Origin of the sequence: Streptomyces atroolivaceus (assembly GCF_000717025.1) — a bacterium.
Classification (GTDB): Bacteria; Actinomycetota; Actinomycetes; order Streptomycetales; family Streptomycetaceae; genus Streptomyces; species Streptomyces atroolivaceus.
This window is the reverse complement of record NZ_JNXG01000004.1, coordinates 12,425-38,524: the sequence shown is the minus strand read 5'-3', so window position 1 is coordinate 38,524 and position 26,100 is coordinate 12,425. Positions and strand designations below refer to the sequence as shown.

The following is a 26,100-nucleotide window of genomic DNA, read 5'->3' as shown; positions in this document are numbered from 1 at the left end:
CGGGGGCGTAACCGGGCGCACCGGTACTCGTAATACCGGCCTCGCACGCTGGGTGCATGGTCCGCACCGAGACGTCCACCCACTGCCCGTACTGCGCGCTCCAGTGCGGGATGAAGCTGCGACCGGTCACCGACGGCGGGGTGGTCGAGGTCGTCGAGCGCACCGAGTTCCCCGTCAACCGGGGAGCCCTGTGCGGCAAGGGGCGCACGGCACCCGCCGTGCTCGCCGCCGGTGTGCGGCTGACGGGCCCCCTCGTGCGCGGCGCCGGCGGTGAGCTCGCTCCCGCGAGCTGGGACGAGGCGCTGGAGCGGGTCGCCGACGGACTGCGCGGGACACGGGCGGAGCACGGCGCGGACGCCGTGGGCGTGTTCGGCGGGGGCGGGCTCACCAACGAGAAGGCGTACGCCCTGGGGAAGTTCGCCAGGGTGGTGCTCGGCACCTCGCAGATCGACTACAACGGCCGCTTCTGCATGTCGTCGGCTGCCGCCGCGCACCAGCGGGCGTTCGGCCTCGACCGTGGGCTGCCGTTCCCGCTGGAGGACATCCCCCGGACCGGGTGCGTGATCCTGGTCGGCTCGAACCTCGCGGAGACCATGCCGCCGGCGCTGCGCTATCTGACCGAGCTGAGGGAGAACGGCGGCCGGCTGATCGTCATCGACCCGCGCCGGACCAGGACCGCCGAGCAGGCGGATCTGCACCTGGCGCCGCGGCCGGGCACGGATCTGGCCCTCGCGCTCGGCATGCTGCACCTGGTCGTGGCGGACGGGCGGGTGGACGAGGAGTTCGTCCGGACCCGGACCAACGGCTGGGACGAGGCCAGGGCGGGCGCGATGGCCCACTGGCCGGAACTGGTGGAGCGTCTCACCGGGGTGCCCGTGCCGCAGCTGCGCGAGGCCGTGGAGATGTTCTGCGGGGCGGAGAACGGCATGGTGCTCACCGCGCGGGGCCCGGAGCAGCAGGCCAAGGGCACGGACACGGTGGGGGCGTGGATCAACTTCTGTCTGGCCACCGGGCGGGCCGGCCGTCCGCTGTCGGGCTACGGCTGCCTGACCGGTCAGGGCAACGGCCAGGGCGGCCGGGAGCACGGCCAGAAGGCCGACCAGCTGCCCGGTTACCGCAAGCTCACGGACCCGGCGGCGCGCCGTCACGTGGCGGCCGTCTGGGGCGTCGACCCCGACACGCTGCCGGGGCCGGGGCGCAGCGCGTACGAGCTGCTGGACGCGCTGGGTCAGGATGTGCGGTCGCTGCTGGTCATGGGGTCGAATCCGGTGGTGTCGGCGCCGCACGCGGGTCACATCGAGGAGCGGCTGAAGTCGCTGGACTTCCTGGCGGTCGCGGACGTGGTGCTGTCGGAGACGGCGGCGCTGGCCGACGTGGTGCTGCCGGTGACGCAGTGGGCGGAGGAGAGCGGGACGACGACCAGCCTGGAGGGCCGGGTGCTGCTGCGGCAGCAGGCGGTCACGCCGCCGGAGGGCGTGCGCAGCGACCTGGAGGTGCTGAACACGCTGGCCGGTCTGCTGGGGCACGGGAAGGGCTTCCCGGCCGATCCGGAGGAGGTCTTCGACGAACTGCGACGGGCCTCGGCGGGCGGTCCCGCCGACTACGCGGGCATCACCTACGCACGGATCGCCGCGGAGGACGGGGTGTTCTGGCCCTGCCCGGACGAGGAGCACGCCGGGACGCCGAGGCTGTTCCTGGAGCGGTTCGCCACGGACGACGGGCGGGCGCGGTTCGTGCCCGTCACGCACCGGGCCGCGGCGGAGGAGACGGACGCGGAGTACCCGGTGGTGCTGACGACGGGACGGGTCGTGTCCCAGTACCAGTCGGGGGCGCAGACCCGCCGGGTGGCCGAGCTGAACGCCGCCGCGCCGGGCCCCTTCGTGGAGCTGCATCCACGGCTCGCCGAGCGGATCGGGGTGGCCGAGGGGGAAGCCGTCGCGGTGACCTCACGGCGCGGGCGGGCGGTGGCTCCGGCCCGGATCACCGTGGCGATCCGGCAGGACACCGTGTTCATGCCGTTCCACTGGCCGGGCGAGGGCCGGGCCAACACCCTGACGAACCCGGCTCTGGACCCGGTGTCGCGCATGCCGGAGTTCAAGGTGTGCGCGGTCCGGGTGGAGGCCGCCGGCTGAGCCAGTCACCGCCCGGCACGGGCGTGCCGCCGGTGCGCAGGGAGCGCGCGACGGCGGTGGCGGCGAGGTAGACCCAGGCGCGGACGGGCCCGGCGGAGCCGGACGGACCGGATCCGGGCCCGGACGCGGCGGGCCCGGACACCGCGGTTCCGTCGCCGGGTGCGTGCCGCTCCGGCACGGGGCCGACCCTGCGGGCCACCCGCTCGTACAGGTTGCGCGGGTGCTCCGGGCCCAGGTACTGCTCCAGGTCGTCCAGGAGCCGGAGCAGGTCCGCGTACGCCCCGGGTGCGGCGGTGATCAGCGCGCCGTGGACGGTGCCGTGGCCCTCGATCGCGTACGGATAGCCGGGGCCCTCGTAGAGGAGGGCGCCCGGCAGCACGGCCGGCCGTTCCTCGCGGGTACGGCCCCGGAGGAACCGGTCGTGGTTGGGCTCTCCGGGGAGCAGCGTGCCGTACACGAAGAAGGGCAGCCGCATGTCCGTCACGGCGTCGCGGCGGGTGCCGTCTCCGCGGACACCCAGGCGAGGTAGCGCTCGCTGCCGCGTACGACGGGCACGGCGATGATCTCGGGCGTCTCGTAGTCGTGCGCCGCGACGAGGTGGGCCTCCAGCTCGTCGTACCGTTCGGCCGTCGTCTTGAACAGCACCTGCCACTCCTCGCCGGTCTCGATCACGCCCTGCCAGCGGTAGACGGAGGTGACGGGCCCCGGGATCTGGGCACAGGCGGCGAGTCGCGCGTCCACCGCGCCCCGGGCCAGCGTGCGGGCCTTCTCCTCGCTGTCCGTCGTGGTCAGTACGGTCAGCCATGCGGGCTCGGTCATCCCGGGGGTCTCCTTCTGCTCGGTGTCCGTGGCCCCTCGATTGTCGACCCGTTCCCGCCCGGTGTCCGTGGCCCCTCGACCGTCGGCCCGTGCCGCGTCAGCCGCCGTACGGGTGCCGGGTCCTGGCCTCGCGCAGGGCTCGCCCCCACCAGACCAGCTGGTCCAGCAGCTTCTTGGCCGCCCCGTTCGCCTGGGCCGGGTCCATGAGTGCGCCCCGGTCGTCGAAGAGGGCGCCCGCGTTGTGGAAGGAGACGGTGTCGCGTACGGAGACGGCGTGCAGCTCGGCGAAGACCTGCCGCAGGTGTTCGACCGCGCGCAGGCCGCCGGAGATTCCGCCGTACGACACGAACGCGACGGGCTTGGCCTGCCATTCGGCGTAGTGCCGGTCGATGAGGTTCTTCAGCGGGGCCGGGTAGGAGTGGTTGTACTCGGGGGTCAGGACGACGAAGGCGTCGGCGCGTGCCAGCCGCGTGGTCGCCGCGGCGGCACCGGTGGCGGGCGGCTCGGTCTCGGCGACGTCGATCAGCTCGGTCTCGATGCCCGGGTGGCCGGCCGTCCGCCCGAGGAACCATTCGGCGACGACGGGACCGAAGCGGCCCTCGCGGTTGCTGCCGAGGATGACGGCCACCTTCAGCGGGGCGTCGGACGCGGTGGGATCAGGTGTGTTGAGGTCCATGCACCGCAGACTCGCGCCTCAACCATGGTTGAGGTCAAGCGCCGCACCGCGACGCATAGGCTGGAAGCCATGACGACTTCCGTGCCGGACCTCTACGTCGAGTTCGACGGACACCCCGCCACCGGGGACGATCTGCGGATCCCGGCCTTCGCCGGCTACGGCCATTTCACCGCGATGCAGGTCAGGGACCGCACGGTGCGGGGACTCGCCCTGCATCTGGAGCGCCTCGACTCCGCGAACCAGGAGCTGTTCGGGTTTCCCCTCGACGGGGAGCGCGTGCGCGAACTGGTCGGGCACGCGCTCGACGGCGCCAGGAGACACGACGCGTCGGTCCGGGTGCACGGCTTCATGCCGCCGGGAAGCCCGGCGCCCGTGACCATGGTGACGGTGCGGGAGCCGGTCCCCGCGGACCATACGCCGCGCAGCCTGATGTCGGTCCCGTTCGCGCGCTCCGTGCCGCACATCAAGCGATCCGGCGAGTTCTGCCAGATCTACTACGGGGAGCAGGCCCGGCGAGCGGGTTTCGACGATGCGCTGCTGACCTCGCCCGGCGGCATGGTGACCGAAGGATCGATCACCAACATCGGCTTCTGGGACGGCACTTCGGTGGTGTGGCCGGACGCTCCGGCACTGACCGGCATCACCATGGCCCTGCTGGAGAGAGGGCTCGCACGGACGGACCGCCCCTCGGAACGCCGCGGAGTGACGCTGGAGGGGCTGGTGGCCTACCGCGCGGCGTTCGTCACCAACTCGCAGGGCATCGCACCGGTCCACCGGATCGACGACATGACCTTCACCGTCGACGAGGACCTCATGAAGACGCTCGGCCAGGTGTACGAGGACGCTCCTCGCGGGGCTGTCTGACCTCCCGGAGTACGGGAGCATGGGGCCATGCAGATCCACATCGAAGCCTCAGAACTCCCGGGCCGCACCTGCGGCCCTGACACCGACTTCGCCGGTTTCGACAACATCCACGTCGGGGTGCAGCGCAAGGACCGGCCCGGCGAACTGCTCGGGCTGCATCCCGGCGACGCGGCGCTCGCCTCCTGGACCCTGGACTGCACCGCCGTACCCACCGCCGAGGGCGTCGAGGTTTCGGGGCCCTACGTCCAGAACAGGCTCGGGGGGCGCTTCGTCTACCTGTCCTGGGGCACCGTGGACGGCTCGGGCGCCTTCACCATGTTCCGGCGGGCCAAGCTGATGATGAGCGACGTCGGCCCGGAGGTCCTGGAGGCCGCCTCGCGGACGGGGCACCTCACCGCACACCTGCGGCTGACCGACGACAAGGGGCAGCCGCGGTGCGCTCGCGTACGCCCTCCGGACATCACCTGGTCCGCGACGCACGGGAGCGGCCCTCACGGCTCCTGAGCCGGAGTCACGGTGCCCAAGCCGGAATCACGGCTTCTGAGTTGGACTCACGGCGCCCGGTCCGGAGTCACGGTGCCCGATACGGAGGAGGCATGACACCGCCCTCACGGGTCCCGGGGGGGGTGGGCCGGTGAGGGCGGTTGCCATGGGCCGGCGGGGGGCTGCCGTCCCGTGGGGGGGGGTTAGAGAGCGTGTTCCCGGCCGCACCGAGTCCATTCTTGTGACCTACGTCACACCGACGGAATGGGTGGTCACCCGATCGGCGCCGGGCGGGCTCCACGGCCGTCGGCACCACCCCGACCCGGCACCTGGGAGGGAGCGGAAGGGCGCTCAGGGCCGTACGGGTGAAACGCGGCCCGGCGTCGACATGCAGCGGACACCCACTGCCTGTTACCTCGGAGTCAGACACATCCGTCTGCCCGGAGGATTCCCATGCGCAGCCCCGCCCGCCTCGTGACCGGCACCGCCGCCGCGGCCCTCGCCGCCGCCGCGCTCGGCCTCGCCGCCCCCTCCGCCCACGCGGACAGCCTCGGCAGACCGGAAACGGCCGCCGCTGCCCCCGGCGCGGCCGACTGCGGGGCCGAAGGCACGGCGGACACCGGCATGGCGGACTCGTGCGACAGCACCGGGGCGGCGGCCGGCGGCCCGGCCGAAGGCCTGGAGCCCCCCGACGCCCCGGAGACCGTCGAGCTGGAGCCGCTCGACGGACCCGACCCCCTCGACGACCTGGAGGCGGCCGAGGATCCCGCAGCGGTCCCGGAACCCTCCTGGCCGGAGACGGAGGAGGAGAGCGAGGCAGGGGCCGGGGACGAGGCCGGAGCCCAGCCGGGGACCGGCACGGGGACGGCCCCCGGAACGCAGCCGGGAACCCATCCCGAACCCGGGACGGACCCCGGATCCGCGAAGCCGCCCGTGCCCCCGGGGCACAGGCCCACGAGCACACCCAGCCCGAGCCGGCCCTCCGGGCACGTGGGGACCGGCACCGGCGGCAGCGCCGCCCCCGATACCGCCCAGCTCGCCGCGGGCGCCGGCCTCGTCGGGGTGGCGGCAGTCGGCGCCGCCCTGCTCCTGCGCCGGCGCAGGGCGGGCGGCACGCGCTACTGAAGGCGACCGGCGGAGGACGGGACGTGGACAGGACGGCGCTGAGATCCAGGGCCTGGCTGGTGGGCATCGCCGCGCTGTGCGGCGTGTGGCTGGTCCACAACGGTGCGGCCGTCCGGACCGCCGCACCCCAGCCGACCACTGCCGAGGCCTTCGCCGCAGGCTCCGGACCACGGCCCGGCACCCGGCACGCCCAACCCCTGCGTCCTTCCGCACCGGTCAGGATCCGCATCCCCGGCATCGGTGTGGACGCGCCCATGACGGGTCTCGGGCTGGGTCCCGGGGGCAGCCTCGACGCACCGCCCTCCGGGGACCCGAACCTCGCGGGCTGGTACGAGGACGGCACACCGCCCGGAGCCGAGGGCACCGCGATCGTCGCCGGCCATGTCGACAACGCCGAGGGGCCGTCCGTCTTCTACGCCCTCGGATCCCTGAAGAAGGGCTCCACGGTCGAGATCGGCCGCAAGGACGGCCGTACCGCCGTCTTCTCGGTCGACGCGGTCGAGGTGTACGACAAGGACGACTTCCCGGACGAGCGGGTCTACGACCCCACGCCGCACGCCTCCCTGCGGCTGATCACCTGTGGCGGCGGTTTCACCCGCGAGACCGGCTACCAGGGCAACGTGGTGGCGTACGCCCACCTCACCGAGGTGCGCTGATCAGGCCGTCCACTGGTCGAAGCCGAGCTTGGCGACCAGCGAGAACACCACGACCAGCAGGACCCCGCGGACGAAGTCGCTGCCCTTCCTGAGCGCCATGCGCGCCCCGGCCATCGCTCCCGCCAGATTGAATACGGCCATCAGCGCGGCCAGCTGCCACAGGACGGTGCCCTGGTAGGCGAACATCGCCAGCGCCCCGGCGTTGGTGCAGACGTTCACGATCTTGGCGGTGGCGGAAGCGGTGACCAGGTCGAGGTGGAGCACGGCGGTCAAAGCCAGCACCAGGAAGGTACCCGTGCCCGGCCCGAACAGCCCGTCGTAGAAGCCGATACCACCGCCGACCAGCACGATCGCGGTGACCGTACGGGCCCGGGTGACCTTCCTGCCCGTGCCGTCGCCGGCCGCCGCGGTGCCGAAGGACGGGCGCAGCAGCACGAAGGCCGCGACGGCGAGCAGCACCACCATGATCACCGGGCGCAGCACGTCACTGCTGATCCCGGCCGCGAAGAAGGCGCCGGTCATCGATCCCGCCAGCGCCATGAGCCCGATGCGTACGGCCGTCCCGACCTGGACGGGCGCCTTGCGTACATAGGTGACGGCGGCCCCCGACGTGCCGACGATGGCCACCGCCTTGTTGGTGCCCAGGATGTGCGCGGCGGGGACGTGCGGCAGACCCAGCAGCAGGGCGGGCAGGAGGAGCAGCCCCCCACCGCCCACCACCGCGTCGATCCAGCCGGCCGCCGCGGCGGCGAGGCACAGGACGACCAGGGTGGTGAGTGATATCTCGGGCATGCCCATGACCCTAAACCAGATGGTGTGTACACCGTCCAACCGGTCACCGCGGCCTCACAGAGGCCGCCGTGGCGTGCTGAGCGCAAGGTTCCTCCCGGGAAACAGGAGGGATGCGGTCGGGTAACACCCACCCCGCACTCTCATGGACATGAGGACACAGAGGGAGAACGCGGCGCGGGTGGTGGTGATCGGCGCCGGGATGGCGGGCGCACGGCTCGCCGCCCGGGTCCCCGGTGTCACCGTCATCGGCGAGGAGGCGCACGCCCCGTACAACAGGGTGCTGCTCGCCGAGGTGCTCGCCGGCCGGTACGAGCCGGACGTGATCGCGCTGCCGCCCGCCGAGGTGCGGCGCGGGGTGCGGGTCGTGCGGATCGACCGGGCGGAACGGCGGGTGCTCTGCGACGACGGTGGCGTCATCGGCTACGAGCGACTGGTGCTGGCCACCGGCTCCAACCCGGTGCTGCCACCGCTGCGGGGCCTCGGCCACATGCTGCCGGACGGGGTGCATCCCTTCCGCACCCTCGACGACTGCCTGGCCCTGCGCGCGGCCGTACGTCCCGGAGTGCGCGCCGTGGTCATCGGCGGCGGTCTCCTCGGGGTGTCGGCCGCCCGCGCACTGGCCGAGTGCGGCGCCCAGGTGGTGCTGGCCCAGCAGGGCGAGCACCTCATGGAGCGGCAGCTGGACGCCGAGGCGGCCGGGATGCTGCGCCGTCACCTGGAGACCCTCGGGGTCGAGGTGCACACCGAGTGCCGGGTGCGCGGGCTGCGCTGCACCGACGGGGAGACCCCCGCGGTGCGTGCTGTGGAGATGGCCGACGGTTACGAGCTGGAGGCCGAGATCACCGTGCTGGCCTGCGGGGTCCGCCCCAGGGCGGGTCTGGCGCAGGCGGCCGGCCTCGAGGTCCGCAAGGGCATCGTCGTCGACGACGAGCTGCGCACGTCGGACCCGTACATCCACGCCGTCGGCGACTGCGCAGAACACGACGGGAAGGTCTACGGGCTGGCGGGTGCGGCCCTCGAACAGGCCGACGTCCTGGCCGAGGTGCTGGCCGGACGCCCCGCCCGCTACGGGGGCACCAGGGCGCTGACCCGGCTGACCCTCCGCTCCCCCTCCGCCGCGCCCGTCACCGCCGGAACCACCGGAGCCGCCGTCGTCTCCGGGACGTCCGGCGGACTCGACCTGGCCGCCTTCGGTGACTCCCGACCGATGCCCGGCGACGACGTGATCCGGCTGGCCGACGCCACCCGGAACGCGTACCGCACGGTCGTCGTCCGGGGCGACCGGCTGGCGGGCGGGGTGCTGTTCGGCGATCTCGCCGCGGTCGGCACCCTCGCCCGGACCTGGCAGGACGACGACCCACTCCCCGCCGACATGTCCCTGCTCCACCTGCTCACCAACGACGGAGGCTTCTGATGCCGGTGTCCACTCCCCCGACCGCCCCCACCGCAGGCGTGCCGACGATCGTGGTCGTCGGGCACGGCATGGTCGGACAGCGGTTCCTGGAAGCGCTCGCCGACCGCGGCCTGACCGCCGCCCAGGGCACCGCCAGGATCGTCGTGCTCTGCGAGGAGCCCCGCCCCGCGTACGACCGGGTACAGCTGACCTCGTACTTCTCCGGGAAGACGCCGGAGGACCTCTCGCTCGTCGAGCCCGGCTTCATCGAGCGCCACGGCATCGAGCTGCGCGTCGGTGACCCGGCGGAGAGCGTCGACCGTGAGGCGCGCACCGTCACCGCGCGCTCCGGGGAGACCTTCTCCTACGACACCCTGGTGCTGGCCACCGGCTCGTACCCCTTTGTCCCGCCCGTCCCCGGCAAGGACGCCGAGGGCTGCTTCGTCTACCGCACCATCGAGGACCTCCTCGCGATCGAGGAGTACGCGAAGACCGCGAAGACCGGCGCGGTGGTCGGCGGCGGGCTCCTGGGCCTGGAGGCCGCGGGTGCGCTGAAGGGGCTCGGACTCGACACGCACGTCGTGGAGTTCGCCCCCCGTCTGATGCCGGTCCAGGTCGACGACGGCGGTGGCGCCGCGCTGCTGCGCACCATCGAGAACATGGGCCTCTCCGTCCACACGGGTGTCGGCACCCAGGAGGTCACCGCGGGCGAGGACGGCCGGGTCGACGGCATGTCCCTGTCGGACGGTTCCTCGCTCGAGACCGACCTCGTCGTCTTCTCCGCCGGCGTACGCCCCCGGGACCAGCTGGCCCGCGACTGCGGTCTGGCGGTCGGTCCGCGCGGCGGCATCATCGTCGACGAGGAGTGCCGCACCTCCGACAGCGACGTCTTCGCCATCGGCGAGTGCGCGCTGGCCTCGGACGGCCGCGTCTACGGGCTGGTGGCGCCGGGTTACGAGATGGCGCTGGCGGTCGCCGAGGTGATCGCGGGCAACGCGGCCTCCTTCACCGGCGCCGACCTCTCCACGAAGCTGAAGCTGCTCGGTGTGGACGTCGCCTCCTTCGGTGACGCGCACGGCACGGCCGAGGGCTGCCTCGACGTCGTGTACGCGGACTCACGCTCGGGTGTCTACAAGAAGCTGGTGATCGGCCAGGACGGCACGCTGCTCGGCGGTGTCCTGGTCGGCGACGCCGACCAGTACGGCACGCTGCGGCCGATGACCGGCACGGTGCTCCCCGTCGCCCCGGAGCAGCTGGTGCTGCCGGCCGGTGCGGGCGGCCCGGTCACCCTCGGCCCGTCGTCCCTGCCCGACGAGGCCGTGATCTGTTCCTGCCACAACGTCACCAAGGGCGCGATCTGCGAGCACACCACGCTGCCCGAGGTGAAGAAGTGCACCAAGGCCGGCACGGGCTGCGGGAGTTGCCTCAAGGTCATCGGGCAGCTGCTGCCTCAGCCCGAGGACCAGGGGCTCTGCGGCTGCTTCGCGTACACCCGCAGTGAGCTGTACGAGATCGTCCGCACCCTCGGCATCACGACGTACGCCGACCTCCTCGACTCGCACGGCCGCGAGGCGGCCCGTGGCGGCGACGGCTGCGAGGTCTGCAAGCCCACGGTCGGCTCGGTCATCGCGTCGCTGGCCCCGACGGTCGGCGCGAGCGGCTACGTCCTGGACGGCGAGCAGGCCGCCCTGCAGGACACCAACGACCACTTCCTCGCCAACCTCCAGCGCAACGGCTCGTACTCCATCGTGCCGCGCATCCCCGGCGGCGAGATCACCCCGGAGAAGCTGATCGTGATCGGCGAGGTGGCGCGGGACTTCGGCCTCTACACGAAGATCACCGGCGGTCAGCGGATCGACCTGTTCGGCGCGCGCGTCGACCAGCTCCCGCTGATCTGGACCCGGCTGGTGGACGCCGGCTTCGAGTCGGGGCACGCGTACGGGAAGTCGCTGCGCACGGTCAAGTCCTGCGTGGGGCAGACCTGGTGCCGCTACGGCGTGCAGGACTCGGTCAAGATGGCCATCGACCTGGAGCTGCGCTACCGGGGCCTGCGCTCCCCGCACAAGCTGAAGTCGGCGGTCTCGGGCTGCGCCCGGGAGTGCGCGGAGGCCCGCGGCAAGGACTTCGGGATCATCGCCACGGCGCAGGGCTGGAACCTCTACGTCGGCGGCAACGGCGGCGCCACCCCGCGTCACGCGGACCTGCTCGCCCAGGACCTGTCCGACGCCGAACTGGTCCGCCTCATCGACCGGTTCCTGATGTTCTACATCCGCACGGCGGACCGCCTGGAGCGCACCTCGACCTGGCTGGACCGGATCGAGGGCGGCCTGGACCACGTGCGGGACGTCGTCGTCCACGACTCGCTGGGCCTCTGCGACGAGCTGGAGCGGCTGATGGCCGACCACGTCGCCGGCTACCGCGACGAGTGGGCCGAGACGATCAACGACCCGGAGCGGCTGCGCCGCTTCGTCACCTTCGTGAACGCCCCCGACTCACCCGACCCCTCGGTCAAGTTCGTCCCCGAGCGCGACCAGGTCAAGCCCGACCTGGACATCCTCGCGGGCCCGGTGCTTGCCATCCGTACTCTTGAAGGGACTTCCTCCTGATGACGACCCAGACGATGGAAACGGCGCGGGACACCCGGACGATCCAGCTGGCGGACGGGGACGGCTGGCTCACGGTCTGCGACCGCGAGCTGCTGACTCCCGGGCGCGGTGTGGCGGCGCTCCTCCCGGACGGCAGGCAGGTAGCGCTGTTCGTGGACCGGGCGGGGCGCGCGTACGCGATCGACAACCGTGATCCGTTCACCGGCGCGTACGTCCTCTCGCGCGGCCTGGTCGGCTCCGCGGAGGGACGGCCGTTCGTGGCGTCGCCGCTGCTGAAGCAGCGCTTCGACCTGGAGACGGGTGCCTGCCTGGACGACGACGACGTCACCGTGCCGGTCTTCCCGGTCCGCGCGGACTGATCCCCGGCCCTTCACCGGGCGTTGCCGCTCCGTCAACCACGTACCTCTACTGTCCTGACGTTCGACCCGCCGGGCCGACCGGACCGGCGGGCCAGCACGTCACCCGTGGAGTGATCGTGGAACGTCGGACCTTCTTGCGCACAGCGGTGATCGGCAGCTCGGCGGCGGCATTCGGCGGCACCCTGTGGCGGGGTGCCGCCTTCGCGGACCCGGCCCAGCCGGCCGCAGGCCCCTACGGTGCGCTCCAGGCGGCCAACAGCAACGGCATCCTGCTGCCGAACGGTTTCACCAGCAGGATCATCGCCCGCTCCGGGCAGACCGTCCCCGGCACCTCGTACACCTGGCACCGCGCCCCGGACGGCGGCGCCACGTTCACCGACGGCAGCGGCTGGATCTACGTCTCCAACGCGGAGGTGTCCGCGAGCAGCGGCGGCGGGGCGAGCGCGGTGCGTTTCAACTCCTCGGGGACCGTCACCTCGGCCTACCGGATCCTGTCCGGTACGAACACCAACTGCGCGGGCGGCCGGACCCCGTGGAACACCTGGCTCTCCTGCGAGGAGGTCACCCGCGGCTTCGTGTACGAGACCGACCCATGGGGTGTGACCGCCGCGGTGCAGCGCCCCGCGATGGGCCGGTTCAAGCACGAGGCCGCGGCAGCGGACCCCGACCACGGCTACGTCTACCTGACCGAGGACGAGACGGACGGCCGTTTCTACCGCTTCCGCCCCACCACGTGGGGCAATCTGTCGTCCGGCACGCTCCAGGTGCTGGTGGCGGGCACCGGCACCAGCGGCCCGGTGACGTGGACGACGGTTCCGGATCCGGACGGTTCGCCCACCCAGACCCGCTACCAGGTCTCCGGAGCCAAGGTGTTCAACGGCGGCGAGGGCTGCTTCTACGCGGCGGGCACCTGCTGGTTCACCACCAAGGGCGACAACCGGGTGTGGGCGTACGACGCGAACACGTCGTCCCTCTCGCTCGCCTACGACGACTCGCTCGTCACGGGCGGCGGCGCTCCACTGACCGGCGTCGACAACGTCACCCGCGCCGCCTCCGGTGACCTGTACGTCGCGGAGGACGGCGGGAACATGGAGATCTGCCTGATCACCCCGGACGACACCGTCGCCCCGTTCCTGCGGATCAGCGGCCAGTCCGGCTCGGAGATCACCGGTCCGGCCTTCTCCCCGGACGGCAGGCGGCTCTACTTCTCCTCGCAGCGAGGGACCAGCGGAAGCTCCTCCGGTGGCATCACCTACGAGGTCACGGGGCCGTTCCGCTCCTGACCCACCCAGCACGGCAGCGAGTCGCGGAGCCGGCTCCGCGACTCGCTGCCCCGCCAGGTGTCAGGCCTCGCCCTGGGCCGTGGCCGGGTCCATCCAGACGACCTCCCAGATGTGGCCGTCCGGGTCCTGGAACGAGCGGCCGTACATGAAACCCATGTCCTGGGTCTCGTTGGCGGGCGACCCGCCGTTGGCGAGCGCCGCCTCGGCCATCTCGTCGACCTTCTCGCGGCTCTCCGCGCTCAGGGCGAGGAGAACCTCGGTCGTCCTCGAGGCGTCGGCGATCTCCTTCTTGGTGAAGTCCTTGAAGCGCGGCTCGCTGATGAGCATGGCGAAGATCGTGTCGCTGATGACCAGACAGGCCGTCGAGTCGTCGCTGAACTGCGGGTTGAAGCCGAAGCCGAGCTTCGCGAAGAAGTCCTTCGTGGTCCCGAGGTCCTTGACCGGCAGGTTCACGAAGATCATCTGAGGCTGAGACATGATGGGTCCACTCTTCCGTCCGGCACTCTGTGGTGCTCCCTCGCGCTCCGTGCGAGCGCTTACGACAGATAGACGGCGGCGGCGCGCGGAACTCATCGTTCCTGACGGGAGATCTTTCCGCGCGCCGTGACCCCCGTCCTGCGGGGACCCTCGCCTAGCGTCTCGGACATGAGCGGATCGACGGGCAGAAGGATCACCGAGAAGCTGTCGGACGAGGTCCTGCGCGGGGCCACCGGCCGGGACTGGGCCGGCTGGTTCGCCGTGCTCGACGCCTGGGACGCGACCCGGCGCAGCCACGCGGAGATCGCGGCGTTCCTCGGAACGGAACACAGGATGGGCGGCTGGTACGCCCAGTCGGTCACCGTCGGGTACGAGCAGGCGCGTGGCCTGCGCCAGGTCGGTCAGTCCTCGACCGGCGACTGGAACACCTCCGGCAGCCGGACCCTCGCGGCCGGCCCGGAGCGCGTCCTGGACGCCTTCACCGACCCGGAGCTGCGTGGGCGCTGGCTGCCCGGCGTGGACCTGTCCGTGCGCGGCCTGCGCCCCGGGAAGTCGCTGAGCGCCGGCTTCAGCGACGCGTCGGGGGACGCCGGGTGGCTCACGCTGTGGCTGGAGGAGCTGCCGGACGGCCGCACGCGCCTGGGCGTGGGCCACGGGAAACTGGCGGACGCGGAGGCGGTCGCCCGCTACAAGGCGTTCTGGAAGGAGCGCCTGGCCGCGCTGAAGTCGCTCCTGGAGGAGGAGCCCCGCTGACCTCACGGCACGGCGAGCGAGGCCCCGCCCCTGATCAGCGCGGCGCCCAGGGGAGTCAGGGTGTGCAGGACCGAGCTGCCGTGGCGCAGCGTGCGCACCAGGCCGGCCTCGCGCAGCACACAGGCGTGCTGGCTCGCCGAGGCCAGGGACACCCCGGTCCTGCGGGCCAGCTCGCTCGTCGTGCAGCCGTTGCCTATGGACCGCAGGACCGCGGAGCGGGTGTGGCCGACGAGCCGGCCGAGCCAGGGGCCGGGGCCGGGGTCGGCGGAGGCCGGGGCGCCGGGGTGGGTGACCGGGTAGACGAGGACCGGCGGGAGGGCCGGGTCCCTGTAGACCACCGGGGTACCCCGGCAGAAGAACGACGGCTGAAGGAGCAGGCCCCGCCCGTCGAGGCGCAGTTCCCGGTCGACGGGGTAGTCCGCCTCCAGCACGGGGGCGCGCCAGCGGATCATCGGCGGCAGGGTGGCCAGGAGTTCGTCCGCGCCGCCGTCCAGCAGGGCGCGGCCCCGGACGGCCCTGTCGGCCTCGACACTCGCCCGGATGTGCGGCCAGTACGGCTCGATCGCGGCGCGGTGGTAGGCGCGCAGGGTGGAGATGAGGCGTCCCAGCGGCTCCGTACGCCCCTCGGCCAGCGTCTCCGGGAGGGCGGCCGGCGCGTGTCCGCCGGCGGGGCGCCGCGCCGGGGAGCCGTTCCCGGCCAGCAGCCCGAGTTCCCCGCGGATACGGTCCGCGGGTGTGTCGCGCAGCGCCTCCATTCCGGCATCGAGCCCGAATGGCTCGGGACCTCCCCCGGAAGGCGTCAGGAAGTCCGGGAAATAGCCGCGGGGCGGAACGACCGCGGACAGCAGACGCGCTTCACCATTCAACCGGGTGCGGGATTCCTTCCGCCATTTACCGAACACCGTGGAACCCCTCCGGTCCCTCAACCGGTGGAAACTGAGAATGGTCTCCCACATCGCGTCCGGCCTCGTGGCCATCCGCACGCGCGAAAGGTCCACCCCGGACACATGGATACGCAGCACCGAACCCCCACCTGTTGCACCCGCAATTCCCCCCACCGAAGCGTATGCACAGCGTCACAGGAGGTCACCACGGGGTTTCGGCCACAGTTGAAATGTCTCGCCCGTATCGCCGCCAGCCGAAAAGCTGTACGACGTCGGGTACGCATCCGGCGTCACCGAAAGAGCGGGTGAGGGCCGTGGGGGGCTTTGCCTGTTCGGCGGCGGTGAACGACGGTGCGGCTCCGTACCCGGCAGGGGTAAGCGGGTGCGGTCCGGGGGTGGGGATCCCCGGGCCGCACCCAGGGCGCACGTTCCGGATTTGCGCACCGAACGGTGAAAAGCGAACGAACTTAATGGTTCGCTGTTCAATTGACGAAGCGGCGGCACCCCCGCACAGGGTGCCGCCGCTTCCGGGTAATCCGGCCCCGCCGTAGGAGCGATGAGGGTCTCGGTGATCCGACGGCGGAGCCGGAGGCGTACCGGCAGCCGGGTCTCAGCGGCTGTCGCTGCCCCGCGATTCGGCGGCGGCCCGGCCGGCTTCCAGTCGGGCGACCGGAATACGGAACGGCGAGCAGGAGACGTAGTCCAGGCCCACCTCGTGGAAGAAGTGCACCGACTCGGGGTCCCCGCCGTGCTCACCGCAGATGCCGAGCTTGAGGTCGGGACGGGTGGCCCGGCCGGCTTCCACGGCGCTGCGCACGAGGGCGCCGACACCGTCCTTGTCGATCGTCTCGAACGGCGACACCCCGAAGATGCCCTTCTCCAGGTACGCGGTGAAGAACGAGGCCTCCACGTCGTCGCGGGAGAAGCCCCACACCGTCTGGGTGAGGTCGTTCGTCCCGAAGGAGAAGAACTCTGCCGCCTCGGCGATCTGACCGGCGGTCAGCGCGGCGCGGGGCAGCTCGATCATCGTGCCGATGCTCAGCTTCAGCTCGGTGCCGGTGGCCGCCTCGACCTCCGCGATGACGCGATCGGCCTCCTCGCGGACGATCTCCAGCTCCTGGACCGTGCCGACGAGCGGAATCATGATCTCGGCGCGCGGGTCGCCCTTCGCGTTCTTGCGCTGGGCGGCGGCCTCCGCGATCGCACGGACCTGCATCGCGAAGAGGCCCGGGATGACCAGACCGAGACGGACGCCGCGGAGCCCCAGCATCGGGTTCTGCTCGTGGAGCTTGTGCACGGCCTGCAGCAGACGCAGGTCGTTCTCGTTGGCGTCCTTGCGGGACTCGGCGAGCGCGACCCGTACCGAGAGCTCGGTGATGTCGGGCAGGAACTCGTGCAGCGGCGGGTCGAGCAGCCGGACGGTCACGGGCAACCCGTCCATCGACTCGAACAGCTCGATGAAGTCGGCCTTCTGGAGCGGCAGCAGTGCGGCCAGCGCCGCCTCGCGCTCGTCGTCGGTGTCCGCGAGGATCAGCTTCTCGACCATCTCGCGGCGCTCGCCGAGGAACATGTGCTCGGTGCGGCACAGGCCGATGCCCTGGGCACCGAAGCGGCGGGCCCGCGCGGCGTCCTCGGCGTTGTCCGCGTTCGCCCGTACACGCAGCCGGCGCACCCGGTCGGCGTACGCCATGATCCGGTGCACGGCGGCGACGAGCTCGTCGGCGTCGTCGGCGCCCGCGTGCATGCGGCCCTCGAAGTACTCGACGACCGGGGACGGGACGACGGGCACCTCACCGAGGTACACCTTGCCGGTGGAACCGTCGACGGAGACGAGGTCGCCCTCCTCCACGACGGTCTCCCCGACCGTGAGACGGCGGCGCTTCGTGTCGACCTCGATCTCCTCGGCACCGCACACACAGGTCTTGCCCATGCCGCGGGCGACGACGGCGGCGTGCGAGGTCTTGCCGCCGCGCGAGGTCAGGATGCCCTCGGCGGCGATCATGCCGTCGAGGTCGTCGGGGTTGGTCTCCCGGCGGATGAGGATGACCTTCTCGCCCGACCGCGACCACTTGACTGCGGTGTACGAGTCGAAGACGGCCTTGCCCACGGCCGCGCCGGGGGACGCCGCGATGCCACGGCCCAGAAGCACGGTGGTGGCCGCGTCGTCGAAGCGCGGGAACATCAGCTGGGCGAGCTGGGCGCCGTTGACACGCTGGAGCGCCTCGGCCTCGTCGATGAGGCCCTGGTCGACGAGCTGGGTGGCGATGCGGAAGGCGGCACCGGCGGTGCGCTTGCCGACCCGGGTCTGGAGCATCCAGAGCTGACCGCGCTCGATGGTGAACTCGATGTCGCAGAGATCCTTGTAGTGGGTCTCCAGCGTCTCCATGATCTTCATCAGCTGGTCGTACGACGTCTTGTCGATCGACTCCAGGTCGGCGAGGGGCACCGTGTTGCGGATACCCGCGACGACGTCCTCGCCCTGCGCGTTCTGGAGGTAGTCGCCGTAGACGCCCTGGTGGCCGCTGGCCGGGTCACGGGTGAAGGCGACGCCCGTGCCGGAGTCGGGCCCGAGGTTGCCGAAGACCATCGAGCAGATGTTGACGGCCGTGCCGAGGTCGCCGGGGATCCTCTCCTGCCGGCGGTAGAGCTTGGCCCGGTCGGTGTTCCACGAGTCGAAGACCGCCTTTATGGCCAGGTCCATCTGCTCCCGCGGGTCCTGCGGGAAGTCCCGCCCGGCGTCCCGGGTGACGATCTTCTTGAACTGCTCGACCAGCTTCTTCAGGTCGGCCGCGTCGAGATCCACGTCGACCGTGACGCCCTTGGCCTGCTTCGCGGCCTCCAGCGCCTCCTCGAAGAGGTCACCGTCGACCCCCAGCACGGTCTTGCCGAACATCTGGATGAGGCGGCGGTACGAGTCCCAGGCGAAGCGCTCGTCGCCGGCCTGGGCGGCGAGGCCCACGACCGAGGCGTCGGAGAGGCCGATGTTGAGGACCGTGTCCATCATGCCGGGCATCGAGAACTTCGCACCGGACCGGACGGAGACCAGCAGCGGATCGTCCGCCTGACCGAGGTTCTTGCCCATCCGCTTCTCGAGGGCCTTGAGGTGCGCGCTCACCTCGTCGCGCAGTTCGGCCGGCTCGTCACCGCTGTCGAGGTAGACCTTGCAGGCCTCGGTGGTGATCGTGAAGCCCGGAGGAACGGGGAGCCCGAGATTGGTCATCTCGGCGAGGTTGGCACCCTTGCCGCCCAGAAGATCCTTCAGATCCTTGTTGCCCTCGGTGAAGTCGTAGACGAACTTCTGGGGTTCTTTGTTTTCCGACACGGGTCTCGACTCCTCGAGGACGCGGTGGCTGCCCTGACGGCGAGGAACATACCCAGATCGAAGGTGTCTGGGTACGGCCACGTGCGCGTCATGAGGTCTCAACCACCCGTCCGCCAGCAGATCGAAAGTAACGCGCCGACACCCCTTGACCAAGGGGTATGTTCACCTCTTGAAGTCATCATCACGAACAGTGTTCAATTGGGCTCGATGTTCGCACGCACAGTAACGGTTGCTTTGATCGATCAAAGTAAACCCACCTGGCACCCAGTGCCGCCATTTGAGAAGTACAGCGTCCACTCTGGCGCTCATCTGAGCCGACACCGCCTCAGGGGTGGCGAGAATCACGCTCCACCCCGCGCTCAGATGTCACCATACGGACGCCCGCAGGCCCACCGGAAGTCACCTCAGAGCTACTGCACTCGCACGGAACGTGAGAAGTGGTCGAGGGAGTGAGAGAGGGGACACGCGTCCGCGGCCCGATCGCAGCGGATTGCGCTGGATCCCACGAGAAAAGCCCGCTCATCTGAGCGGGCGTATCATGGGGCACTCGGTGCCCTGGGGCAGGGAGGCCGTTCAGCCGCCCGAGGTGTCCAGCTCCGCGTCGGCGCTCACGCCCGCGCAGTCGTACGGGTCCTTGAGCCACCCGTCCGGCAGCGCCACCCGGTTGTTGCCGGACGTACGCCCGCGAGGGCCGTCCGCGCCCTCCGGCCAGGGCTGGTCCAGGTCGAGCTCCTGGAGCTGCTCTCCCAGCTCCTCCAGCGACGAGGTGACAGCGAGCTTCCTGCGCATGTCCGAACCGACCGCGAAACCCTTGAGGTACCAGGCCACGTGCTTGCGGAAGTCGATCACGCCCCGGCTCTCGTCGCCGATCCACTCCCCCAGCAGCGTCGCGTGGCGCAGCATGACGTCCGCGACCTGGCGCAGGACGGGCGCCTGCCTCGTGCCCGTGCCTTCGAAGGCGCTGACGAGGTCACCGAAGAGCCAGGGACGCCCCAGGCAGCCGCGGCCGACGACGACGCCGTCACAGCCCGTCTCACGCATCATGCGCAGGGCGTCGTCGGCGCTCCAGATGTCGCCGTTGCCGAGGACGGGGATCTCGGGGACGTGCTCCTTGAGCCGCGCGATGGCGTCCCAGTCGGCCGTGCCGCCGTAGTGCTGGGCGGTGGTCCGGCCGTGCAGGGCGACGGCCGTCACACCCTCCTCGACGGCGATGCGGCCGGCGTCGAGGTAGGTGATGTGGTCGTCGTCGATGCCCTTGCGCATCTTGATGGTGACCGGGAGATCGCCGGCCTCGGCGACCGCCTCGCGGAGGATCGCGCGGAGGAGGGGCCGCTTGAACGGGAGGGCGGAGCCTCCGCCCTTGCGGGTGACCTTGGGTACGGGACAGCCGAAGTTCAGGTCGATGTGGTCGGCGAGGTCCTCGTCGACGATCATGCGGACCGCCTTGCCGACGGTGACCGGATCCACCCCGTAGAGCTGGATGGAGCGCGGTGTCTCGCTCGCGTCGAAGTGGATGAGCTGCATGGTCTTCTCGTTGCGCTCGACCAGCGCCCGCGTGGTGATCATCTCGCTGACGAACAGACCCTTGTTGCCCGAGAACTCACGGCACAGGGTGCGGAAGGGCGCGTTGGTGATGCCGGCCATGGGCGCGAGCACGACCGGTGGCTGCACGGTGTGCGGGCCGATCCGGAGCAGCGGGAGGGCAGGGGCGAGCGTGGTCATGGCCCCATTGTCCCGCACGCCGACGGCGGTGCGGGCCCCGGCCGGGCCCGGCAGCCCCGTCCGGGGCGGGACACGGCCCTGACGGCGCCCCGGGCCCGCGGACGCCCCGCACGGGCACGGGCGACGGGCACGGGCCCGGATCACCGAGGTGATCCGGGCCCGTGGTCGTACGGGTGGTGCGAGGAGATCAGCTGCCGGCCTGCGCGTCCTGCGCCGGGGCGGCCTCGGCGGCGGCGGCGCGCTCACGCATCTTGCGCACCAGCTCCTGCTTCTTGTCCTCGGCGGCCTTGCGGTCGTCGTTGCGCGCGGGGTTCGCGCCCTGCTGTTCGGCGCGGGACAGCTTCTTGCGCTGCCCGCCCACGCCGAGGAGGTTGTTGCGGCTCTTGGCCACGGGGTTCTCCCATTCGTAGTGAGGAAGTGAGGATGACGTGTCGTGTATCGATCCGATGGGCGACGGGCGGGGCCCGTCGCGCTCTCACTCGTAGATCTGGAAGAACGAAGACATGCCGAAAATGTACCCCGGCCCAAGGGGTGCCTCATCCGGTTTTTTCGGCCAGGGCCCCGGGCGGCTCAGGCGGTCGGGTCGACCGTGGCCTGGTGGGCCTCGGTCAGGTGTTCCTCGGCCTTCAGCCAGGGCAGGAACTGCGTCCCCCTGCGCCATCCGCAGGTGTCGCAGGTCAGCTGCCGCTGCATCCCCGACTTCGCTACGCGGACGACGTGTTCACGGCCGTGCTGGTCCCATCTGCTGACCTTGCTCGTGGTCATGGACGGCATCCTGGCCTCCCTGTGGACGAGTGCGCCCAGTGTGCCCGAAGCCCCCGGTTCCGTGGGCGGAACCGGGGGCTTCGGGCTGGATACCGGGTGCGGTCAGCAGCCCAGCAGGCGGGAGCCGAGGTAGCTCTGGATCTGGTCCAGGGAGACGCGCTCCTGCTTCATCGTGTCGCGCTCGCGCACGGTCACGGCGTTGTCGTCGAGGGTGTCGAAGTCGACGGTGACGCAGAACGGCGTGCCGATCTCGTCCTGGCGGCGGTAGCGACGGCCGATGGCACCGGCGTCGTCGAACTCGATGTTCCAGTTCTGCCGGAGGTCGGAGGCCAGGCCCTTGGCCTTCGGCGACAGCTGCGGGTTGCGGGACAGCGGCAGGACGGCGACCTTGACCGGCGCGAGGCGCGGGTCGAGACGCATCACGGCGCGCTTCTCCATGACGCCCTTGGCGTTGGGGGCCTCGTCCTCGCTGTAGGCGTCGAGGAGGAAGGCCAGCATCGAGCGGCCGACACCGGCCGCGGGCTCGATGACGTACGGCGTGTAGCGCTCGCCCTTCTCCTGGTCGAAGTAGGAGAGATCCGTACCGGACGCCTTGGAGTGGGCGGTGAGGTCGTAGTCGGTGCGGTTGGCGACGCCCTCCAGCTCGCCCCACTCGCTGCCGCCGAAGCGGAAGCGGTACTCGATGTCAGCGGTGCGCTTGGAGTAGTGGGAGAGCTTCTCCTGCGGGTGCTCGAACCACCGCATGTTCTCCTCGCGCATGCCCAGGCCGGTGTACCAGTTCCAGCGCTGCTCCATCCAGTACTCCTGCCACTGCTCGTCCTCGCCCGGCTTGACGAAGAACTCCATCTCCATCTGCTCGAACTCGCGCGTGCGGAAGATGAAGTTGCCCGGAGTGATCTCGTTCCGGAAGGACTTGCCCATCTGCGCGATGCCGAACGGCGGCTTCTTGCGCGAGGTCTGCAGCACCTGGCCGAAGTTGGTGAAGATGCCCTGCGCGGTCTCGGGGCGCAGGTAGGCGACCGAGCCGGTGTCCTGGGTGGGGCCGAGGTGGGTGGAGAGGAGCCCCGAGAACGCCTTGGGCTCCGTGAAGGTGCCCTTGTTGCCGCAGTTGGGGCAGTTGAGGTCGGCCAGGCCGTTGACGGGCGGCTTGCCGTGCTTCTCCTCGTACGCCTCCTCCAGGTGGTCGGCGCGGTAGCGCTTGTGGCAGGAGGTGCACTCGGTGAGCGGGTCGGAGAAGGTGGCGACGTGTCCGGAGGCGACCCAGACCTCGGAGGCCAGGATGACCGACGAGTCGATGCCGACCACGTCCTCGCGCGCGGTGACCATGTAACGCCACCACTGGCGCTTGAGGTTCTCCTTCAGCTCGACGCCCAGCGGCCCGTAGTCCCAGGCGGCCTTCTGGCCGCCGTAGATCTCACTGCAGGGGTAGACGAAGCCACGGCGCTTGCTCAGGCTGACGATGGTGTCGATCTTGTCGGCGGCCACGGTGCTCTCTTCATTACGACGGCGAAATGGGACAGGGGTCGCTCGAAGCGCCTCGGTGGGGGGTTCTTATCGGGGAGACGGGCGGGCGAATGACTCAGATTAGCGGCGGTCACACCCCTTGGATCAAATCGGTGGGGGGTCCCGTCGCGTTCGGGTTGTGATCCAGGCATCTCAACAGCTTTATTGACAATCGTTTCCAGTGTTGATGAAAATGGATGTCATGAACGTACGCCGCCTCATACCCACCACCGCCGTCGCCGGAGCAGTCGTCCTCGGTCTCACCGCACTGTCCGCCTGTTCCTCCTCCGACGCGGCCGACGGCGCGGGAAAGAGCGCGGACAAACTGGACGTGGTGGCGTCCTTCTACCCGATGCAGTTCCTGGCCGAGGAGATCGGCGGTTCGCACGTCTCCGTCACCTCGCTGACCAAGCCGGGCGTGGAGCCGCACGACCTCGAGCTCAGCCCCCGGCAGATCGGCGAGCTGGGCGAAGCCGACTACCTCCTCTTCCTCAAGGGCATCCAGCCGGCCGTCGACGACGCCGTGGCGCAGGCCGGCGTGAAGAACACCGTGGACGCGGCGGAGCTCACCACGCTCGAGAACCACGGAGCCGAGGTCGACGGCCACGCGCACGAGGAGGGCGAGGAGCACGCCCACGAAGGCGAGGAGCACGCCGACGAGCACGCCCACGAGGGCGAGGAGCACACCCACGAGGGAGCCGACCCGCACATCTGGCTGGACCCCGTGAAGTACGCGGAGGTCGCCGAGGGGGTCGGCAAGTCCCTGGAGAAGGCGGACCCCGACCACGCCGCGGACTACCGCAAGAACACCGATACGCTGGTCGCCCAGCTGAACGACCTGAACAAGGCATACGAGACCGGGCTGAAGGACACCGAGACGAAGACCTTCATCACCACCCACTCCGCCTTCGGCTACCTCGCCGAGCGTTACGGCCTCGTCCAGCAGGGCATAGCCGGCATCGACCCCGAGGCCGAGCCCAGCCCGGCGCGGATCGACGAGATCCACGCCGTCGCGGAGAAGAACAAGGCCACCACCGTCTTCTTCGAGACGCTCGCCAGCGACAAGACCGCCAAGACACTGGCGAAGGACCTCGGCCTGAAGACCGGCGTCCTGGATCCCCTGGAGGGAATCACGGACAAGTCCGCGGGTGCTGACTACGTCGAGGTCATGAAGTCCAACCTCACCGCGCTGCAGAAGGCCCTCGGCGCGAAGTGACCCCCGAACCACCCCCAGCAGCACCGGAGGCGATCGTGCCCGAGCCCAGTACGCCAGAACCCGTGATCAGCCTGCGCGGAGCCACGGCGACGCTCGGCGCACGCCCGGTGCTGCGCGGTGTCGACCTCACCGTCCACCGCGGCGAGGTCGTGGCACTGCTCGGCGCCAACGGGTCCGGCAAGTCCACCGCCGTACGCTCCGTCATCGGCCAGGTGCCGCTCACCGGCGGCACGGTCGAGCTGTTCGGCACGCCGCTGCGGCGCTTCCGCCAGTGGGCCCGCGTGGGATACGTACCGCAGCGCACCACGGCGGCGGGCGGCGTACCCGCCACGATCCGCGAGGTCGTCGCCTCCGGGCGCCTGTCCCGTACGAAGCTCCGGCTGCCCGGCCGGGCGGACCGGGCGGCCGTGGACCGGGCCATCGAGCTCGTCGGCCTCACCGACCGCGCCAAGGACTCCGTGAACGCCCTCTCCGGGGGCCAGCACCAGCGGGTCCTCATCGCCCGCGCGCTCGCCTCCGAGCCCGAGGTGCTGATCATGGACGAGCCGATGGCCGGCGTCGACCTGGCCAGCCAGGAGATCCTCGCCACGACGCTGCGCGAGCAGGTCGCCGGCGGGGCGACGGTGCTGCTCGTCCTGCACGAGCTGGGTGCCCTGGAACCGCTGATCGACCGGGCGATCGTCCTGCGCGACGGCTGCGTCATGTACGACGGGCCGCCTCCCGAGGCAGTGGGCCAGCACGCGCTGCCCGGCCACGACCACGTACACCCCCACGCGGCCTCCGAGCCCGTCCGGACGGGACTGCTGAGCTGATCATGCTGGAATTCCTGAACCCCCCGTTCATGCAGCGGGCCCTGATCGCGGCCGTCCTGGTCGGGATCACCGCCCCCGCCATCGGCATCTACCTGGTCCAGCGCCGCCAGGCCCTGATGGGCGACGGCATCGGGCACGTGGCGATGACCGGCGTCGGCCTCGGCTTCCTGCTCTCCACCAACCCCGTCTGGATGGCGACGCTCGTCGCCGTGGCCGGCTCGGTCGTCATGGAACTGATCCGCTGGTACGGACGCACGCGGGGCGACATCGCCCTGGCCATGCTGTTCTACGGCGGCATGGCGGGCGGGGTGATGCTGATCAACCTCTCGGACACCGGCTCCAACGCCAACCTGACGTCGTTCCTCTTCGGCTCCCTGTCGACGGTCTCCGAGGAGGACGTCACCGCGATCGTCGTGCTGGCCGCCTTCGTCGTGCTGGTCACCGTGGGTCTGCGGCGGCAGCTGTTCGCCGTCAGCCAGGACGAGGAGTTCGCCCGGGTCACCGGGCTGCCGGTCCGCGTGCTCAACCTGCTGGTCGCGGTGACGGCGGCGGTCACCGTCACGGTGGCGATGCGGGTCGTCGGTCTGCTGCTGGTCAGCGCGCTGATGGTGGTGCCGGTCGCCGCCGCACAGCAGATCTCGAAGTCCTTCAAGGTGACGTTCGTCCTGGCCGTCGTCATCGGCACGGCCGTCACCCTGGCCGGGACCGTGACCTCGTACTACCAGGACGTACCGCCCGGCGCGACGATCGTGCTGCTGGCGATCGCCGCGTTCGTCGTGCTGACGGCACTCGCCACGCCGCTGGCCCGCAGGCGTGCCAGGGGCCGCGAGAACGAGGCGGACCGGTGCACCCTTGAGGTACCGGCGGCCCGCCCGGCGTCGGACGACGTGCGGGTGTGACCGTGCCGCCGGTACGGGCTGGCACAATGGCCCGACATACGCACGGGCGACACGAGGAGGCAGCTGTGGCGACGGCGCCGATCAGCGGCACGAACGCGGCTCCGGTGCGCGGCCGGTCCACCCGGCAGCGGGCGGCGGTCGCGGCGGCGCTCGACGAGGTCGACGAGTTCCGCAGTGCCCAGGACCTGCACGACGTGCTCAAGCACCGCGGTGACTCGGTAGGGCTGACCACCGTCTACCGCACGCTCCAGTCGCTCGCCGACGCGGGCGAGGTCGACGTCCTGCGCACGACCGACGGCGAGGCCGTCTACCGGCGCTGCTCGACCGGTGACCACCATCACCACCTGGTCTGCCGTGTCTGCGGCAAGGCCGTCGAGGTCGAGGGCCCCGCCGTGGAGCAGTGGGCCGAGACCATCGCCTCGCAGCACGGCTACGTGAACGTGGCCCACACGGTGGAGATCTTCGGGACCTGCGGAGACTGCGCGGGCGCCGAGGACTGACCTCCGGCGGGCGCAGGACGACCGTCCCGGAGGGGGCCCGGTTCCGGGCCCCCTCCTCG

Annotated in this window: 25 protein-coding genes; 14 read left to right on the top strand and 11 right to left on the bottom strand. The window is 71.1% G+C overall.

The features are described 5' to 3' along the window. Positions 1–56: 56 nt before the first annotated feature. Positions 57–2,132 (top strand): molybdopterin oxidoreductase family protein, encoded by a 2,076-nt coding sequence (locus OO67_RS11685; protein WP_033299561.1) that lies wholly within the window; start codon positions 57–59, stop codon positions 2,130–2,132. Here OO67_RS11685 and OO67_RS11680 read toward each other — a convergent pair. From OO67_RS11680 to OO67_RS11670, 3 genes are all read right to left on the bottom strand, one after another. Continuing rightward, on the bottom strand, positions 2,095–2,607 hold the full coding sequence (locus tag OO67_RS11680; RefSeq protein WP_208861003.1) for a gamma-glutamylcyclotransferase family protein: 513 nt from the start codon (positions 2,605–2,607) through the stop codon (positions 2,095–2,097). The two genes, OO67_RS11685 and OO67_RS11680, sit on opposite strands and share 38 nt — an antisense overlap. A 5-nt stretch (positions 2,608–2,612) precedes the next feature. Then, positions 2,613–2,951, bottom strand: a complete 339-nt coding sequence (gene cutA, locus OO67_RS11675) for a divalent-cation tolerance protein CutA (protein ID WP_033299559.1) — start codon at positions 2,949–2,951, stop codon at positions 2,613–2,615. A gap of 97 nt (positions 2,952–3,048) precedes the next feature. Further along, a complete protein-coding gene (locus OO67_RS11670; protein WP_033299558.1) occupies positions 3,049–3,627 on the bottom strand; it encodes an NADPH-dependent FMN reductase in 579 nt (192 codons plus the stop codon). A gap of 69 nt (positions 3,628–3,696) precedes the next feature. On the opposite strand from OO67_RS11670, the gene OO67_RS11665 reads away from it, so the two are divergent. From OO67_RS11665 to OO67_RS11650, 4 genes are all read left to right on the top strand, one after another. Continuing rightward, positions 3,697–4,491 carry an aminotransferase class IV gene (locus OO67_RS11665; RefSeq protein ID WP_033299557.1) on the top strand — a complete coding sequence of 265 codons (795 nt, stop codon included), beginning with the start codon at positions 3,697–3,699 and terminating at the stop codon, positions 4,489–4,491. 27 nt (positions 4,492–4,518) lie between these two features. Beyond that, positions 4,519–4,995, top strand: a complete 477-nt coding sequence (locus OO67_RS11660) for a DUF5990 family protein (protein ID WP_033299555.1) — start codon at positions 4,519–4,521, stop codon at positions 4,993–4,995. Positions 4,996–5,427: 432 nt separating this feature from the next. Beyond that, on the top strand, positions 5,428–6,099 hold the full coding sequence (locus OO67_RS11655) for a hypothetical protein (protein WP_033299553.1): 672 nt from the start codon (positions 5,428–5,430) through the stop codon (positions 6,097–6,099). A 23-nt stretch (positions 6,100–6,122) separates the two neighbouring features. Beyond that, positions 6,123–6,755, top strand: a complete 633-nt coding sequence (locus OO67_RS11650) for a class F sortase (RefSeq protein WP_033299552.1) — start codon at positions 6,123–6,125, stop codon at positions 6,753–6,755. Here the strand turns inward: OO67_RS11650 and OO67_RS11645 are convergent, their stop codons facing one another. Then, positions 6,756–7,547 carry a sulfite exporter TauE/SafE family protein gene (locus OO67_RS11645; protein WP_033299972.1) on the bottom strand — a complete coding sequence of 264 codons (792 nt, stop codon included), beginning with the start codon at positions 7,545–7,547 and terminating at the stop codon, positions 6,756–6,758. Positions 7,548–7,695: 148 nt separating this feature from the next. On the opposite strand from OO67_RS11645, the gene OO67_RS11640 reads away from it, so the two are divergent. The 4 genes from OO67_RS11640 (at position 7,696) to OO67_RS11625 (ending at position 13,188) form a co-directional block, all read left to right on the top strand. After that, positions 7,696–8,961: an NAD(P)/FAD-dependent oxidoreductase gene (locus tag OO67_RS11640; protein ID WP_033299970.1), complete on the top strand. Its 1,266-nt coding sequence runs from the start codon at positions 7,696–7,698 to the stop codon at positions 8,959–8,961. Beyond that, entirely contained in the window at positions 8,961–11,546 is a 2,586-nt protein-coding gene (gene nirB / locus OO67_RS11635; protein ID WP_033299551.1) for a nitrite reductase large subunit NirB, read from the top strand. Before OO67_RS11640 ends, nirB begins: the two co-directional genes overlap by 1 nt. Further along, on the top strand, positions 11,546–11,905 hold the full coding sequence (gene nirD / locus OO67_RS11630) for a nitrite reductase small subunit NirD (protein WP_033299549.1): 360 nt from the start codon (positions 11,546–11,548) through the stop codon (positions 11,903–11,905). Before nirB ends, nirD begins: the two co-directional genes overlap by 1 nt. Before the next feature lie 116 nt (positions 11,906–12,021). Then, positions 12,022–13,188, top strand: coding sequence for an alkaline phosphatase PhoX (locus OO67_RS11625; protein WP_033299548.1), 1,167 nt, complete (start codon positions 12,022–12,024; stop codon positions 13,186–13,188). 60 nt (positions 13,189–13,248) lie between these two features. On the opposite strand, the gene OO67_RS11620 is transcribed toward OO67_RS11625, so the two are convergent. After that, a complete protein-coding gene (locus OO67_RS11620) occupies positions 13,249–13,665 on the bottom strand; it encodes a VOC family protein (RefSeq protein ID WP_033299547.1) in 417 nt (138 codons plus the stop codon). A gap of 168 nt (positions 13,666–13,833) precedes the next feature. Between OO67_RS11620 and OO67_RS11615 the strand changes: the two genes are divergently transcribed. Continuing rightward, on the top strand, positions 13,834–14,418 hold the full coding sequence (locus tag OO67_RS11615) for a hypothetical protein (RefSeq protein WP_051709294.1): 585 nt from the start codon (positions 13,834–13,836) through the stop codon (positions 14,416–14,418). A 2-nt stretch (positions 14,419–14,420) separates the two neighbouring features. On the opposite strand, the gene OO67_RS11610 is transcribed toward OO67_RS11615, so the two are convergent. The 6 genes from OO67_RS11610 to OO67_RS11585 all read right to left on the bottom strand — a co-directional run bounded on the left by OO67_RS11610 (position 14,421) and on the right by OO67_RS11585 (position 22,596). Beyond that, a complete protein-coding gene (locus OO67_RS11610) occupies positions 14,421–15,440 on the bottom strand; it encodes an ArsR/SmtB family transcription factor (protein WP_033299546.1) in 1,020 nt (339 codons plus the stop codon). A 472-nt stretch (positions 15,441–15,912) separates the two neighbouring features. Beyond that, entirely contained in the window at positions 15,913–18,624 is a 2,712-nt protein-coding gene (gene ppdK, locus OO67_RS11605) for a pyruvate, phosphate dikinase (RefSeq protein ID WP_033299545.1), read from the bottom strand. A 573-nt stretch (positions 18,625–19,197) separates the two neighbouring features. Next, positions 19,198–20,346 (bottom strand): tRNA dihydrouridine synthase DusB, encoded by a 1,149-nt coding sequence (dusB, locus tag OO67_RS11600; protein WP_033299544.1) that lies wholly within the window; start codon positions 20,344–20,346, stop codon positions 19,198–19,200. Positions 20,347–20,533: 187 nt separating this feature from the next. Further along, positions 20,534–20,737, bottom strand: coding sequence for a DUF6243 family protein (locus OO67_RS11595; RefSeq protein WP_033299543.1), 204 nt, complete (start codon positions 20,735–20,737; stop codon positions 20,534–20,536). A 179-nt stretch (positions 20,738–20,916) separates the two neighbouring features. Next, on the bottom strand, positions 20,917–21,120 hold the full coding sequence (locus OO67_RS11590; protein ID WP_033299541.1) for a hypothetical protein: 204 nt from the start codon (positions 21,118–21,120) through the stop codon (positions 20,917–20,919). A gap of 93 nt (positions 21,121–21,213) precedes the next feature. Beyond that, the gene (locus tag OO67_RS11585) at positions 21,214–22,596 is read right to left on the bottom strand and encodes a glycine--tRNA ligase (protein WP_033299539.1); all 1,383 of its coding nucleotides are present in this window, start codon (positions 22,594–22,596) and stop codon (positions 21,214–21,216) included. A gap of 220 nt (positions 22,597–22,816) precedes the next feature. On the opposite strand from OO67_RS11585, the gene OO67_RS11580 reads away from it, so the two are divergent. The 4 genes from OO67_RS11580 (at position 22,817) to OO67_RS11565 (ending at position 26,041) form a co-directional block, all read left to right on the top strand. After that, positions 22,817–23,830, top strand: coding sequence for a metal ABC transporter substrate-binding protein (locus tag OO67_RS11580; protein WP_033299968.1), 1,014 nt, complete (start codon positions 22,817–22,819; stop codon positions 23,828–23,830). Positions 23,831–23,865: 35 nt separating this feature from the next. Then, positions 23,866–24,642, top strand: coding sequence for a metal ABC transporter ATP-binding protein (locus OO67_RS11575; protein ID WP_033299537.1), 777 nt, complete (start codon positions 23,866–23,868; stop codon positions 24,640–24,642). Next, positions 24,642–25,541, top strand: coding sequence for a metal ABC transporter permease (locus tag OO67_RS11570; protein WP_208861008.1), 900 nt, complete (start codon positions 24,642–24,644; stop codon positions 25,539–25,541). Before OO67_RS11575 ends, OO67_RS11570 begins: the two co-directional genes overlap by 1 nt. A gap of 65 nt (positions 25,542–25,606) precedes the next feature. Beyond that, on the top strand, positions 25,607–26,041 hold the full coding sequence (locus OO67_RS11565) for a Fur family transcriptional regulator (RefSeq protein ID WP_033299535.1): 435 nt from the start codon (positions 25,607–25,609) through the stop codon (positions 26,039–26,041). The last annotated feature ends 59 nt before the right edge of the window (positions 26,042–26,100 follow it).